Origin of the sequence: Aquitalea sp., from assembly GCF_030150775.1 — a bacterium.
Taxonomy (GTDB): Bacteria; Pseudomonadota; Gammaproteobacteria; order Burkholderiales; family Chromobacteriaceae; genus Aquitalea; species Aquitalea denitrificans.
Window position 1 is genome coordinate 36,981 of sequence record NZ_JASLFG010000016.1, and the last position, 14,529, is coordinate 51,509.

Genomic DNA, 14,529 nt, shown 5'->3' on the forward strand with positions numbered 1-14,529 from the left:
ATTGAGTCTCCATGACCGAACAGTACGAAAATTTTGATGGTGCCATGGCATCCCTGCGCACGCCGCCACATTCGACCGAGGCCGAGCAGTCGGTCCTTGGTGGCCTGATGCTGGACAACGGGGCATTCGACAAGATTGCCGATGTTGTCTCTGAGGCGGATTTTTACCGCCACGATCACAAGCTGATTTTCAAGCACATTGCCCGCCTGGTTGAACTGGGCCGTCCTGCCGACGTAGTGACAGTGTCCGAGGTGCTGGACAAGAATGCCGAGCTGGCCGATGTTGGTGGCCTGTCCTACCTGGCGACACTGGCGCAGAACACCCCATCGGCCGCCAATATCCGCCGCTATGCCGAGATCGTGCGCGAGCGTTCCATCATGCGCCAGCTGGCTGTGGTGGGGGCGGAGATCGCCGAGTCGGCCTATGCCCCGCAAGGCCGTGATGCTGCCCAGTTGCTGGATGAGGCGGAAGGCAAGGTGTTCCAGATTGCCGAATCCACTGCCAAATCCAAGCAGGGCTTTCTGGAAATGCCAGGGTTGCTGAAGGAAGTGGTCGAACGCATCGACATGCTGTACAGCCGTGACAATCCGGATGAAGTAACCGGTATCCCCACCGGTTTTATCGATCTGGATGCCAAAACATCCGGACTGCAGCCGGGGGACTTGGTGATTGTGGCTGGTCGACCGTCCATGGGTAAGACCGCATTCTCCATGAATATCGCGGAGCATGTTGCGGTGGAGTACAAGGCACCTGTGGCCGTATTCTCCATGGAAATGGGTGGTGCCCAACTGGTAATGCGTATGCTGGGCTCGGTAGGCCGACTGGATCAGCATGTGTTGCGTACTGGTAAGCTGGGCGATGAGGATTGGCAGAAACTGACCTACGCCATCGGCAAGCTGTCCGAAGCGCCGATGTATATCGATGAAACCCCGGCACTGACGGCACTGGAGCTACGTGCCCGCGCCCGTCGCCTGGCGCGCCAGCATGGCGGCAAGCTCGGCCTGATCGTGATCGACTATTTGCAGCTGATGTCCGGCTCCGGCCGTGGTGACAACCGTACCGCAGAGCTGGGTGAAATCTCGCGTGGCCTGAAGGGTTTGGCCAAGGAGTTGCAGGTGCCGGTGATTGCGCTGTCGCAGCTGTCGCGCGCGGTGGAGCAGCGTCCCAACAAGCGCCCGATGATGTCCGATTTACGGGAATCCGGTGCCATCGAGCAGGATGCTGACATCATTATCTTTATGTACCGTGAAGAGTATTACAGCCCGGAAAACGCGGAAGTAAAGGGTATGGCCGAGGCCATTATCGGTAAGCACCGTAACGGTCCGACTGGGGCGGTGCGACTGGCCTTTGTCGGCAAACATGCCAAATTCGAAAATGCAGCCACGCTGGGTATCAGCGGCTGGGCGGACAGCGATAGCTAAGGTTGTCTGTCAGCAAGGAAGCAAGGTGCAGCAGGTGTGTGCATCTGTTCAGGAAAGGAAGGTCATGAGCTTTTTTGACAAACATGTATTCATCTGCTGCAACCAGCGTGCCACGGGTGAGGATTGCTGTAATAACCATGGCTCCAGTGAGTTGCTGGGCTATATGAAAGATCGTATCAAAGCCTTGGGTCTGGCGGGCGATGGCAAGATCCGCATCAACAAGGCCGGTTGCTTGGGTCGTTGCGATGATGGCCCGGTTATGGTGGTGTATCCGCAAGAGACCTGGTACACCTTTATCGACCAGCAGGATATCGATGAAATCGTGGATGAGCACATGGTGGCCGGGCGCATTGTAGAAAGGCTGAAGATCTGATGCTCAAAGCATTGAACAAGATTGTAGTGGCTGGCCCGGTTGGCGGTTTGGAAACCATCGTTGTATTGCCGCAGGCTGCCATCCGCGGTGTGGCGGTCATTTGCCATCCCAATCCGCTGCAGGGTGGCACTAACACCAACAAGGTAGTGCAGACGACTGCCAAGGCGCTTTCGCAACTGGGCTATGCCTGCTACTGTCCCAACCTGCGCGGGGTGGGGGAGAGCGAGGGGGGGCATGATCACGGCATTGGTGAAGTGGATGATGTACTGGCTGTGATTGCGCATGCACGTAGCGAGCATGGCGAACTGCCGCTGGCGCTGGCCGGTTTCTCTTTTGGCGGATTTGTCGCTGCGCGTACCCGAGCGGTAATCGAGGCCGACAAGCTGTTGTTGATGGGTGTTGCCGTCGGCAAGTATGAAATTCCCACGCCATCTGTCCCCGCTGATACGCTGGTGATTCATGGCGAAGAGGATGAGGTTATCCCATTGTCTGCCGTGATGGACTGGGCCAGGCCGCAGGATCTGCCGGTATTGGTATTCCCCGGTGCAGGCCATTTTTTCCATGGCAAACTGGTCAAGCTGGGGCAGATGATCCAGCGCTGCTGGTAAATGTCGGGATAATGAGTTGATATGGGCCGATCAGATGACCGGCCTTTTTTGTTGGCTGTATTAGCGATGCAGATCGCCAGCAGCTTCTGGCTGGTAGCTGACTTCTACGACGGTTAGGCGGGTGACACCTGCCAATGTCGGCCAGTCAATGGACTGGCCTTCCGCCAGCCCGAGCAGTGCGGCTCCGACCGGGGCCAGTACCGATACATGTCCGGCCGTGCCGTCGGCCTGGTTAGGATAAACCAGGGTCAGCAGTTTTTCTTCCCCAGTTTGTTCAATGCGAACCCGTGCCGTGCTGTTCATGGTGATGATGCCGGCAGGGATTTCTTCTGGTTCCACAACTTCGGCGCGTTCCAGCTCTGCTTCCAGTGCTGTCAGGGTTGCCTTGTCCTGTGCGGGAAGCCGTTCCATCCAGGCCGCCAGCCTTTCGTAGTCAAGGCTGGAAACGATGATGGATGGTTGGCTAGGCATGGTCGACTCCTTCGTTCAATAAAAAGCACAGGCAGAGAAATTGCCTGTGCGTGTGGTTGCAAATAAAGATGCATGTCTGACTTGGAGTGTGGAGCCGACGGAAAGTTGCCGCGTGTTAGCCTAGCAGGCTCAGTGCACTACGCTGAGACATATTGGCTTGCGCCTGGACCGCAATAGCCGACTGACCGAGTATCTGCTGCTGTACCAGTTGCGCAGTGGCTGCTGCATAGTCGGTATCGCTGATGCGGCTGTTGGCTGCCTGTGCATTGAGTGAGGCATTTTGTAGATTACTGATGGCGGTGGAAAACTGGTTACTGGCCGCCCCCAGCTGGGTGCGCGCGCTGCCTATCGTTGCCAGGTCGGATTGCATCTGTGACTGGGCGGCGATGGCACTGGCCGGGTTGGAAATGTCGATGGTGCCGGTGGCATTCAGATTGCTGCTGTAACCGTTGAGGCCGCCGCTGGCAGGGCTGGCGCTCAGATTGCTGGTGCTGACGCTGATCTGGTTGCTGCTGCCGCCATTGGGGCCAACCTGGAATTGCAGCTGGGTATTGCCGCTCAGCAGGGACGTGCCATTGTATTGCGTACTCTGGATGATGGCCGAGTTGCTCTGGGTTAGCTGGTCTACCTGCTGTTGCATGGCCTGGCGATTGCTGCCGTTGAGTGCAGCGTCTCCAGCCTGGATCGCCAGTTCCTGAATTTGCTGGCTATTGCTCTGTAATTGCGATAGTGCGCCATCTGCTGTCTGCACCAGAGAGATGCCATCCAAGGCGTTGCTGCTGGCCTGATTATCACCACGTACTTGCGCTTCCAGTGACTGGGACAGTGCCGTATTTGCAGCATTGACTGCTGCACTGGTGAGCTGGGTGCCAGAGGCTAGTTGGGCTAGCGTCTGCTCGGTATTCTTGCGCGATTTGTCCAGTTGGGTCTGGGCGTTGAGTGCGCCGAGATTGGTATTGATGCCAAGCATGTTAAGGTCGCTTTTACACTGTCAGATCATGGGCTTACTATAGATGCCATTCTTCTTCTTAACCAGTATTTACACAAAAACACCCGCAATATGCGGGTGTTTGCTGTGGTATTGCTAACAAAACCTTAGCGCGAGGCAGGCTTGGCCGGTGTTCCTGCCGACTGGGTCAGGATTTCATAGCCGGTTTCGGTAACCAGAATGGTGTGTTCCCATTGTGCCGACAGGCTGCGGTCCTTGGTGGCGACAGTCCAGCCATCACCCATCATGCGCAGGTGGCGCTTGCCCTGGTTGATCATCGGTTCGATGGTAAAAATCATGCCAGCTTGTAGTTCCAGCCCGGTACCGGGACGGCCGTAGTGCAATACTTGCGGTTCTTCATGGAAACGCTTGCCAATGCCGTGGCCGCAGAATTCCTGTACCACGCTGTAACCGCTGGTTTCGGCGTATTGCTGGATGGCATAGCCGATATCACCCAGCGTGGCACCCGGTTTGACCTTTTCGATACCGCGCCACATGCATTCATAAGTGATCTTGCACAGGCGGCGGGCGTGTTCGCTGACTTCACCGACAAAGAACATGCGGCTGGTATCGCCGTGGTAGCCATCCTTGATCACGGTGATGTCGATGTTCATGATGTCGCCGTTTTTCAGCGGCTTGTCATTGGGAATGCCATGGCACACCACGCTGTTGATCGAGGTGCAGATGGATTTGGGGTAGGGGTTGTGACCGTCCGGCGCATAGTTGAGCGGGGCAGGAATGCAGCCTTGCTCATTGACCATGTAGTCATGGCACAGCTTGTCGATGGCCTCGGTGGTGACACCAGGTTTGACGAAGGGGGTGATGTAATCCAGTACTTCGGAAGCCAGCTTGCCGGCGATACGCATCTTCTCGATATCGGCGGGAGTTTTCAGTTCAACGCTCATTGTGGTGGTCTTGGTGTGTGCGGCAATGTTCCATTCTAGCAAATGATGAAAAAACGGGCATCCCATGGGACGCCCGTTTTACAGATTGTTGCTAAGCGGTTTTCAGCTTAGAACGCAACTTTCAGGCCAACACCGAAGGCTTGCGGGTCGTTGCCAGCGTTCAACACGCCAGTGTTGGCAGTGGTGTCGGTGGTGTTGTAAACCGGAGTGTTGGCAAAGTTAGCAGATTGCGATTGCTTGTTGGTGATCTTGGTGTAGTAGCTGAACAGCTTGGTGGACTTGGACAGGTTGTAGTCCACACCCAGCGCCCACTGGTGAGCCTTGTAGTTGTCTTCAGTACCTGCAGTGGCACCCTTCAGACGGCCCAGCGAGCTGTATTCCAGCTTCACGGTAGCAGCGCCGATGTCTTGGCCCAGCGACAGGGTCCAGTCATCTTGTTTCAGGGAACTGGCACCAGCAATGGCTTGGTCAAAGCGACCGAATTCATAACCGGCACCAACAAAAGTGCCGGTGGCAAATTTGTAGCTGGCAGCCAGTTTGGTGTAGGTCACGTTAGCGCCGGACCAGGCAAAACCTTTGTAGGCCGAGCTCTTGAATTGGTCTTGCTTGAAGCCGGTGTCGTTGGTGCGATCCCAGCCAGCTGCCAGTTGCAGGCCGCCGTTGGTGTAGTTTGCTGCCAAGGACAGGTGGGATGCGTTGGTGCTGCCGTTGCTGCCGCTGGAAGTGCGGCTTTCATCCACGCCGTAAGAACCACCAACCTGGAAGCCGGACCAGTTAGGGGAGAAGTAGTGAATGGAGTTCTTCAGACGGGCTTCGCCACGGCTGTAAACGTTGGCAGCACCGTTGTTTTCGGCGGTGGTATCGCCGAACAGGTTCAGGCCGATGTTGGTCAGGGACTTGTAGGCGGAGTCGTTCTGGCCCAGCAGGACCTTACCGAAGCTGGAGTTGTCCAGGCCAACAAAGGAGTTGCGGCTAGCGAAAGTAGCACCCTGGCCAATATCGTTGGTACCGCCTTGCTCGAAGTAGCGCAGGCTGCTTTCAACCTGCCAGATGGCCTTGGTGCCATTGCCCAGATCTTCGTTGCCCTTGAAGCCGATGCGGGAGTTGTCGTCCACAACACGGGTACGGGACTTGTAGTCACCAGCTGTAGCGCCGGTAGCTTTGGTGGATTCGATGCTGCTGCTCAGGAAACCATAAATGGTTACGTCAGCGTGAGCGGCGAACGGAACGGCGAACAGGGTTGCAACCAGTGCGGCTAGGCTTTTCTTGTGCATCATCAGTGCTCCATCAGGGGTTTTATGTTTCGTTATGCGTACTGGCTGTGGCGGAACTCTATGTTTGAGCCGTCCAGCACGTCAGTACTGTCGAAGTTTAACCACAAAATGTGACGCTGATGTTGCAGTAATGATGCAGATCAAGCCTAGACAAACCGGATTTGTTGTTTTTACGCCAAAAACTTGTTGGGGTAGATTTCGTCGATCAAGGTTCGACAATCGACAATACGCAAATCATTGTCCTTGGCGAAGTCCATTAGAAACTGGAAAACCTGCGGGTCGATCTTCTGCAGCTTCTTGTCGACGGCCACGCAACGTACCCCCTCCAGTAGCATCGGGCGTACATAGGCGTGGTAGGAAAGTTTCTGATCGCCACCGAAAGAGGCGAGAATGCCTGCCAGACGTTCAGCCCAGTCGCTGGGGCGGAAGGTACGGCCTTCGGAGGTGAGTCCCTGGATGACTACTTCATATGGATTGCAAATCATGGTGATGAACCGGGTGTGCTTTTAAGGTGTGGTCTCTGTATTTATCTATAGCAAAGACAGGATTTTTGTTTTGGTCTGTCTTTGTTGCAGGGCAATCGCGGGTTTACCCGCAATTTTACCTGAAAATCAGATGCGCTTGAATGGCGGTAACGAGGCAAGCAGCTTTTTTCCGTAACTTTGTTTCACCAGTCGGTTGTCCAGTATGGTGACGCGGCCATAATCGCGCTCGGTGCGGATCAGCCGGCCTACTGCCTGGATCAGCTTGATCGAGGCCTCAGGAACCGTCAGTTCGACAAAAGGGTTGCCGCCGCGTTTTTCTATCCAGCGGGACAGGGTTTTGCCGACTGGATCATCCGGCATGGCAAACGGCAGCTTGGCGATGATGACATGCACGCAGCTCTCTCCTGGCAAATCCAGGCCTTCCGAGAAAGAGTCCAGTCCGAAGATCACACTGGGTTGTCCTTCTTTCAGTCGCTGGTGGTGGGTTTCCAGCAATACGCTCTTGGGGATTTCTCCCTGAATCAGTAGTTGGGTGCGCAAGCTTTCTGGCAACAGGGCAGCAACCTCCTGCATCTGCTTGCGCGAGGAGAACAGCACCAGCGTACCAACCGGTTCGGCGATATCCACCAGCTTGGGTAGCCACTCGACAATTTCCTTGGTGTGACCTTGCGGGTCCTTGGGGCTGGCCAGCATAGGTGGCAAATACAGCTCGCCCTGCTCGGTAAAGTTGAATGGCGAATCCAGTGCAACGCAACTGACCTGTGGCAGCCACTTCAGCCCGGTTTGCGATAGCAGCAGGTCAAATGCACCGAGTGAGCGCAAGGTGGCCGAGGTGAGGACTGCTCCGGCGGCACGACGCCACAAGGTGGCCGCCAGGCTGGCGGCTGCGCTGACGGGGGAGGCGGAGAAAATATAGTCACCCTTGCCCTCGATGCGGCGGGTAATCCATTTGGCGATGGGTGGGGCGGATTCTTCGGTTTCTTTCTCGAACAGATCCCATACCGCCATCAGTTGTTCGGCACGGCCATTGAGAAAGCCGATGTCAGTGGCGGCTTTGTCGATCTGGGTGGTATCGCTGCCTTTTTCCTTGCGGGCCTCGGTCAGCGCATCGTTCAGTGCGGCCAGATGCTTGAAGATGGCGCGGGCGGCAATGGCCATATTGCGGGCTGGCTGCTGCAGGCGCTCTGGCAACTGGCCGTCATCCATCAGCCAGGTGGGCTCCATGTTTTCACTGTTGGCACTGAGTGCGTCTTCGCCACCAAGCAGCCACAGCCATTCGTTCAGTGTTTCCATGCAGGCACTGGCAGCATCCATGGCCTGAGTAGTGATTTCCACCTTGCCGGTCAGTGTTTCCACCCGGGCTGCTGTGGGGGCTACCTTGTCCAGCCAGCTCATAGCTTGGGCAAGCGAGTGTTCAGCCGAGAACTGGTTGATGGCTTTTTTGGCCAGATGGTGTGCCTCATCGATGCAGTAGTAGCTGTCTTCCGGGGCCGGCAAGATGACGCCGCCACCCATGGAAACATCGGCCAGCATCAAATCATGGTTGGCAACGATGACATCCACGGTTTCCAGGGTGTCGCGCGCCAGGTAGAACGGGCATTCCGGCCGGTTGGGGCAGGCGGCTTTCAGGCAGCCGTGGCGGTCGTTGGTGACGCGGCTCCACAGGCCGTCTTCGATCACCTCTTTCCAGGTGTCACGATCGCCATTCCAGCGGCGGTAGTAGAACTCGTCCGCCATGCTGCGCAAGGCTTCTATCTCACCGGCCTGGGGCTTGCGGTCCCACAAGGCCAGCATCGGGTCCGGGGCCAGCAATTGGCCCTGGGAATTTTCGGCGGTCAGTGCGTAGATGCGCTGCGGACAAAGATAACGGCCACGGCCCTTGGCCAAGGCAAATGTCAGCGGCAGGCCACTGTTTTCCACCACAAAGGGCAGGTCGCGATTGACCAGCTGCTCTTGCAGGGCAACGGTGGCGCTGGTGACCACCAGCTTTTTGCCGCGTGACCTTGCCATGACGCCACCGGCCAGCAGGTAGGCCAGACTCTTGCCAACGCCGGTCGGCCCTTCGATCACCGCGATGCTCTCACCCTCTCGATTGGGATAGGCATCACCCTGTTTTTCCATGCTGCGCGACAAGGCGTTGGCTATCTCGGCCAGCATGCGGCGTTGGGCAGCGCGTGGACGGAAGCCGGGCAGGTTGTCGGCAATGGTACGGTAGTGGTCGCGAATGGCGTCTTTTTCGGCATCGGTCAGCATGGCGCGATTGTACCGCAAGCTGAGGGTGGTTTTGGTGCTAAAGCGTCATGGATTTTCGTTGGTGCGCAAATGCTGCTTTGCAAAATGACGCCGCGCTCGGCTTGTGGATACGATAGCCAAAACAATTCATCAGGCGTGATCAGCCACTGCATAGTCTCCGGCGGAAACTGGATGGCATGTGACAAGAAAAGGCTGACACGTTTTGCGTACGCATGGACAGACAAATAACAAGTACGCAGTGTTCTGCACACAGGAGAAATGAGTTGATGACACCCGTTAGCCGCGTTCTGGTGGTAAGCGATGATGCAAAGTGGCAGTCTGATGTGCTGGCCGGACTGGGTGCTGTAGCCGTAAGGCTGGAGAACCCATATGGGCTAACTTTCATGGGCGCATCGCGCCTGAAGGAGGCCATGGACATCATCCGCCGTGATGGTGATATCCAGGCGGTATTGGTAGACAAGCAGCTGCAGGAAAAAGGGCTGAATCAGGCTGCAGTCGAGCTGGCCAACCAGATCAGCCACTTCCGCCCTGAATTGTCCTTATATGTATTGCTGATGGATGATGACGAGCGCGTGTTGGTGGAGAATCTTGCCAGCCACGCCGTGGATGGTTATTTCTATCGTGACGAAACCGACTACAACGGCTGGTTCCGCATCCTGACTGCCGAGCTGGCGGAGAAATCGGCTACGCCGTTTTACGACAAGCTCAAGCAATACGTGCGCATGGCCAAGGACTCCTGGCATACGCCGGGCCATGCCGGTGGCGATTCGCTTAAGGGCAGCCCGTGGGTCGGAGATTTTTACGATTTTGTCGGCGAGAACATGCTGCGCGCCGACTTGTCCGTTTCCGTGCCGATGCTGGACTCGCTGCTGCACCCGACCGGGGTGATTGCCGAGTCGCAAAAGCTGGCCGCTAAAGCCTTTGGTGCGCGCAAAACCTATTTCGCCACAAATGGTACGTCAACTTCCAACAAGGTAATCTTCCAGACTTTGCTGGCACCGGGTGACAAGCTGCTGCTGGACCGCAATTGCCATAAATCAGTCCATCACGGGGTGATTCTGTCCGGTGCATTGCCGGTGTATCTGGATTCCTCCATCAACAAGCAGTACGGCATTTTCGGGCCGGTACCCAAGTCCACCATCTTCGCCGCCATCGAGGCGAATCCGGATGCGCGGGTGCTGATTCTGACTTCCTGCACTTATGATGGCCTGCGCTACGATCTGGTCCCCATCATCGAAGCGGCACATGAGAAGGGCATCAAGGTGATTGTGGATGAGGCCTGGTACGGTTTTGCCCGTTTCCATCCGGCTTTCCGCCCCACGGCGCTGGAATCCGGTGCCGACTATGTCACGCAAAGTACCCACAAGATTCTGTCCGCCTTCTCGCAGGCCAGCATGATCCATGTGAATGACCCCGGATTTGACGAGCATCTGTTCCGGGAGAACTTCAATATGCATACCTCCACCAGCCCGCAGTACAACCTGATTGCCAGCCTGGATGTGGCACGCAAGCAAGCCGTGACCGAGGGCTACCGGCTGCTGGACCGTACGCTGAAGCTGGCAGAGGAACTGCGCGATAAGATCAACTCCACCGGTGCTTTCCGCGTGCTGGAGCTGGAAGACCTGCTGCCCGAGGAAATGCGCGAGGACGGCATCCGGCTGGACCCGACCAAGCTGACCGTGGATATCAGCCAGTCCGGTTTTACCACCGACGAGCTGCAACACGAGCTGTTCGAGCGTTACAACATCCAGGTAGAGAAATCCACCTTCAGCACCATCACCCTGTTGCTGACCATGGGTACCACGCGCAGCAAGGTATCACGGCTGTATGATGCGCTGCTGCGTCTGGCCAAGGAAAAGCGCGCACCGCGTGCTGTCGGGCGGATGCCGGAGATTCCGCGCTTTTCCCGCCTGGCCTGCCTGCCGCGCGACGCATTTTACGAGGCTGGCGAGCGCCTGCCCTTGCTGGATGATGATGGCCGTCCCAATGCTGCGCTCAATGGCCGGGTATGTTGCGATCAGATCGTGCCTTACCCGCCGGGCATACCGGTTCTGGTGCCGGGGCAGGTAATTGACGACAGTATCCTGTCTTATCTGGCGCGTCTGCAAAAGACACAAAAGACCATAGAAATGCATGGACTCGCCGAAGATGGCGGGGAAATGTATGTCAGAGTGCTAAAAGATAGGGAGCTTTCGCATTTGCCTGACAGATTATTGTTCGGCTGAGACCTTGTCAGAATGGCAGATTTCCGATAAATATAACAATTGTCGCAAATATATAAATCCAGTATCCAATTGCTACGGGATTGCGACACCAGTTAACTGACTTGAGACCTGCGTGTAGTAATGTGCCATTGCGCATGAAGACACACACCGTGTTCTATGCGCGATGGTCTTTTTTTTTGGAAATCTTACCCATGAAGCAAGTAGGACATTACCTGCAATTCAGCGACCTGAACCACGAGGAGTATCGCCACATCTTCGAGCGTGCCAAGGTTCTGAAGCGACGACACAGCGAAAAACAGCTGTATCAGCCGCTGGTAGGCCGCGTAATGTCCATGATCTTCGAAAAGAATTCCACGCGTACGCGGGTTTCCTTTGAAGCCGGCATGGCTCAGCTTGGCGGTCATGCGATGTTCCTGGATACCAAGACCTCCCAGTTGGGGCGCGGTGAGCCCATTGAAGATACGGCACGGGTGCTGTCGCGCATGAGCGACATCATCATGATCCGCACCTTCGAGCAGTCGCTGGTTGAGCGTCTGGCCACGCATTCCAAAGTGCCGGTCATCAACGGCCTGACCAATGAATACCACCCCTGTCAGATTCTGGCCGACATCTTCACCTTCATCGAGCATCGTGGCTCGATCAAGGGCAAGACCGTGGCCTGGATTGGCGATGGCAACAATGTCTGCCGTACCTGGCTGCAGGCGGCCAAGATTCTTGGCTTCAAGCTGAAGGTGGCTACGCCGGTAGGTTACGAGCTGACGGTGCTGGATGGCGTGCATTACGGCCCCGAGCATTTTGAGCCCAGCCACAGCGCCGTCAAGGCCGTGGAAGGGGCCGATCTGGTCACTACCGACGTGTTCACCAGCATGGGCTACGAAGCAGAAAGTGCAGCCCGACTGGAAGCGTTTGCCAGCTACCAGGTGAATGCCGAGCTGATGAAGCATGCCAAGCCGGACGCGCTGTTCATGCATTGCCTGCCTGCCCACCGTGGTGAGGAAGTGACCGCCGAGGTCATCGACGGCCCGCAGAGCGTGGTATGGGACGAGGCGGAAAACCGCATGCACGCCCAGAAAGCCCTGATCGAATATCTGCTGCTTGGTCATCAGTACGACTGAACCGGCAGGACAACCCACTAGATTCGCTGGAAAGAAAACGCATCATGTCTGACATCAAAAAAGTAGTGCTGGCCTACTCCGGTGGCCTGGATACCTCCGTCATCCTCAAATGGTTGCAAGATGTTTACCACTGTGAAGTGGTGACCTTCACCGCCGACATCGGCCAAGGTGAAGAAGTGGAACCGGCCCGCAAGAAAGCGATTGCGCTGGGTATCAAGCCGGAAAACATCTTTATCGAAGACCTGCGCGAAGAGTTCGTGCGCGACTACGTTTACCCGATGTTCCGTGCCAACGCCATCTACGAAGGCGAGTACCTGCTGGGTACGTCCATCGCCCGTCCGCTGATTTCCAAGCGCCAGATCGAAATCGCCAATGCCGTGGGTGGCGATGCGGTATCGCACGGTGCCACCGGCAAGGGTAACGACCAGGTGCGTTTCGAGCTGGGCTATTACGCTCTGAAACCGGATGTCAAGGTGATTGCGCCGTGGCGCGAATGGGACCTGCTGTCCCGTGAAAAACTGCTGAGCTATGCCGAAAAGCATGGTATCGACATCAGCAAGAAAAAGAACGGTGGCAGCCCGTACTCCATGGATGCCAACCTGCTGCACATCTCCTACGAAGGCACCGTGCTGGAAGACCCGGCAGCCGAGCCGGAAGAAGATATGTGGTTGTGGACGGTCAGCCCGGAAAATGCACCGGACCAGGCCGAATACATCGAGCTGAGCTACGAAAAGGGTGACATCACCGCCATCAACGGCGTGGCCATGAGCCCGGCTCAGGTGCTGACCGAGCTGAACCGCCTGGGCGGCAAGCATGGCATCGGTCGTCTGGACATCGTGGAAAACCGTTACGTGGGCATGAAGTCCCGTGGCTGCTACGAAACCCCGGGCGGCACCATCATGTTGAAGGCACACCGCGCCATCGAATCCATCACACTGGACCGCGAAGTGGCCCACCTGAAGGATGAACTGATGCCGAAGTATGCCCAGCTGATCTACACCGGCTACTGGTGGAGCCCGGAGCGTCAGATGCTGCAAGGCCTGATCGACGCTTCGCAAGCCACCGTCAACGGCTGGGTACGCCTGAAGCTGTACAAGGGCAATGTCATCGTGGTGGGCCGTGAATCCAAGACCGATTCGCTGTTCGACCCGAACATCGCCACCTTCGATGAAGACGGCGGCGCTTACAACCACGCTGATGCGGCTGGCTTCATCCGCCTCAATGCACTGCGTATGCGGATTGCTGCCAACGCCAAGCTCAAGCGCGGCTGATTGGCCCGCTGTTGAAAAACCGCCTTCGGGCGGTTTTTTGCTTTTGGCCGATCTGTGATTGAGGAAAAGTTGAGCGGGGCGTAGATGCGGCGTATCGTATCGGCTTCACCAAGACTGCCGTGTGCACAAGCGCTGTGCGCCTGACCATACAGCCGCATTCATCAAGGAACATCAGGGTGTCTGAAGAGCAATTTACCGATATTTCCATGACCGTATGTCTGACCGGTCTCATCATCTTCATGGGCTTCATCATCTGGGATCTGGGCAAGAAATCCCAGGCTGGCAAGATGGGTACGGCCATTCTGTTTCTGGTGCTGGGTTTTGGTGTGGTGGGCTTCATTTTCAAGAACGTGCTGGTGGAGTTCTTGGTACTCAAATAAGAGAGAGCAGCAGCACCAAAGGAAAACGGGTTGGCTTGTGCCAACCCGTTTTGCGTATGGGGGCAGGGAAATCAAGCAGCGACTTAGCGCTGCGGCGACAGAATCAGGCGCAGGCCCAGTGCGATGAAGATGCTGCCGGCAATGCGGTCCAGCCACTGGCTGGCCTTGGGAGTGCGGTTAAGCCAGCTGCCGATGGCACCGGCAAAATAGCCCAGACTGCCAAACAGCATCGCAGCCTGTGCAGTGAAGATCAGCCCCAGAATGGCGGTCTGCCAGCCACTATGGCCCTGGGCTGGGTTGACGAATTGCGGCAGGAAAGCCAGAAAGAACAGCACCACCTTGGGATTGATGGCATTGGCAATCAGTCCCTTGCGGAAATGCGCTGCCAGCGGCGTGTTATCGGTCTGGCGCTGGTCGGCTTGCAGGCTGCTGCCCTTGCTGCGAATGGCCTGCCAGCCCAGATACACCAGATAGCTGCCACCGGCGATTTTCAGCAGACCAAACGCTGTGGGAGAGGCCGCAATCAGCGCGCTCACACCCAGTGCGGCCAAAATGGTGTGGGTAATGCAGCCCAGTGCGCAACCCAGGCCAAACACCATGCCCTGGCGGCGGCCCTTGGCAATGCCCAGGCTCAGTACCATCAGGTTGTCTGGGCCGGGGGAGAGGGTAATCAGTACGGCGGCAGCGGTGAAGGCTGCCAGTTGTTCCGGGCTCACGATCATGGCGTTGTTCTCAAGGCAAACAAGACAACATCATTAAG

The 14,529-nt window shown here is 56.7% G+C and carries 14 protein-coding genes; 7 read left to right on the forward strand and 7 right to left on the reverse strand.

Going from position 1 to position 14,529, the window contains the following annotated elements; translation table 11 throughout:
* Positions 1-11 precede the first annotated feature (11 nt).
* The 3 genes from dnaB to QVF59_RS05830 are packed head-to-tail and all read left to right on the forward strand — an operon-like array spanning position 12 to position 2,402.
* On the forward strand, positions 12-1,421 hold the full coding sequence (dnaB, locus tag QVF59_RS05820) for a replicative DNA helicase (RefSeq protein ID WP_159878004.1): 1,410 nt from the start codon (positions 12-14) through the stop codon (positions 1,419-1,421).
* Positions 1,375-1,794: a (2Fe-2S) ferredoxin domain-containing protein gene (locus QVF59_RS05825; RefSeq protein WP_287878006.1), complete on the forward strand. Its 420-nt coding sequence runs from the start codon at positions 1,375-1,377 to the stop codon at positions 1,792-1,794. The genes dnaB and QVF59_RS05825 overlap by 47 nt, the downstream gene beginning before the upstream one ends.
* A complete protein-coding gene (locus QVF59_RS05830; RefSeq protein ID WP_287878008.1) occupies positions 1,794-2,402 on the forward strand; it encodes an alpha/beta hydrolase in 609 nt (202 codons plus the stop codon). The genes QVF59_RS05825 and QVF59_RS05830 overlap by 1 nt, the downstream gene beginning before the upstream one ends.
* Before the next feature lie 60 nt (positions 2,403-2,462).
* Here QVF59_RS05830 and rnk read toward each other — a convergent pair whose 3' ends face one another.
* The 6 genes from rnk to dinG form a co-directional block, all read right to left on the reverse strand.
* Positions 2,463-2,873 carry a nucleoside diphosphate kinase regulator gene (gene rnk / locus QVF59_RS05835; protein ID WP_159877998.1) on the reverse strand — a complete coding sequence of 137 codons (411 nt, stop codon included), beginning with the start codon at positions 2,871-2,873 and terminating at the stop codon, positions 2,463-2,465.
* 115 nt (positions 2,874-2,988) lie between these two features.
* Complete coding sequence (locus tag QVF59_RS05840; protein ID WP_159877996.1) at positions 2,989-3,843, reverse strand: flagellin N-terminal helical domain-containing protein; 855 nt, start codon at positions 3,841-3,843, stop codon at positions 2,989-2,991.
* Between the two features lie 125 nt (positions 3,844-3,968).
* Positions 3,969-4,766, reverse strand: coding sequence for a type I methionyl aminopeptidase (gene map / locus QVF59_RS05845; protein ID WP_159877994.1), 798 nt, complete (start codon positions 4,764-4,766; stop codon positions 3,969-3,971).
* A gap of 107 nt (positions 4,767-4,873) precedes the next feature.
* Positions 4,874-6,040: a porin gene (locus QVF59_RS05850; protein ID WP_159880837.1), complete on the reverse strand. Its 1,167-nt coding sequence runs from the start codon at positions 6,038-6,040 to the stop codon at positions 4,874-4,876.
* A gap of 170 nt (positions 6,041-6,210) precedes the next feature.
* Positions 6,211-6,525, reverse strand: coding sequence for a DUF3579 domain-containing protein (locus tag QVF59_RS05855; protein ID WP_089085335.1), 315 nt, complete (start codon positions 6,523-6,525; stop codon positions 6,211-6,213).
* A gap of 126 nt (positions 6,526-6,651) precedes the next feature.
* Positions 6,652-8,778, reverse strand: a complete 2,127-nt coding sequence (dinG, locus tag QVF59_RS05860) for an ATP-dependent DNA helicase DinG (protein ID WP_287878014.1) — start codon at positions 8,776-8,778, stop codon at positions 6,652-6,654.
* Between the two features lie 266 nt (positions 8,779-9,044).
* Here dinG and QVF59_RS05865 point away from each other — a divergent pair, with 266 nt between their 5' ends.
* The 4 genes from QVF59_RS05865 to QVF59_RS05880 all read left to right on the forward strand — a co-directional run bounded on the left by QVF59_RS05865 (position 9,045) and on the right by QVF59_RS05880 (position 13,769).
* Positions 9,045-11,003 (forward strand): aminotransferase class I/II-fold pyridoxal phosphate-dependent enzyme, encoded by a 1,959-nt coding sequence (locus tag QVF59_RS05865; protein WP_287878016.1) that lies wholly within the window; start codon positions 9,045-9,047, stop codon positions 11,001-11,003.
* Between the two features lie 191 nt (positions 11,004-11,194).
* Positions 11,195-12,118: an ornithine carbamoyltransferase gene (gene argF / locus QVF59_RS05870; protein ID WP_159877988.1), complete on the forward strand. Its 924-nt coding sequence runs from the start codon at positions 11,195-11,197 to the stop codon at positions 12,116-12,118.
* A 44-nt stretch (positions 12,119-12,162) separates the two neighbouring features.
* A complete protein-coding gene (locus QVF59_RS05875) occupies positions 12,163-13,389 on the forward strand; it encodes an argininosuccinate synthase (RefSeq protein WP_159877986.1) in 1,227 nt (408 codons plus the stop codon).
* 206 nt (positions 13,390-13,595) lie between these two features.
* The gene (locus QVF59_RS05880; RefSeq protein ID WP_420837523.1) at positions 13,596-13,769 is read left to right on the forward strand and encodes a DUF2788 domain-containing protein; all 174 of its coding nucleotides are present in this window, start codon (positions 13,596-13,598) and stop codon (positions 13,767-13,769) included.
* Between the two features lie 83 nt (positions 13,770-13,852).
* On the opposite strand, the gene QVF59_RS05885 is transcribed toward QVF59_RS05880, so the two are convergent.
* A complete protein-coding gene (locus tag QVF59_RS05885) occupies positions 13,853-14,491 on the reverse strand; it encodes a LysE family translocator (protein WP_287878023.1) in 639 nt (212 codons plus the stop codon).
* Positions 14,492-14,529 lie beyond the last annotated feature (38 nt).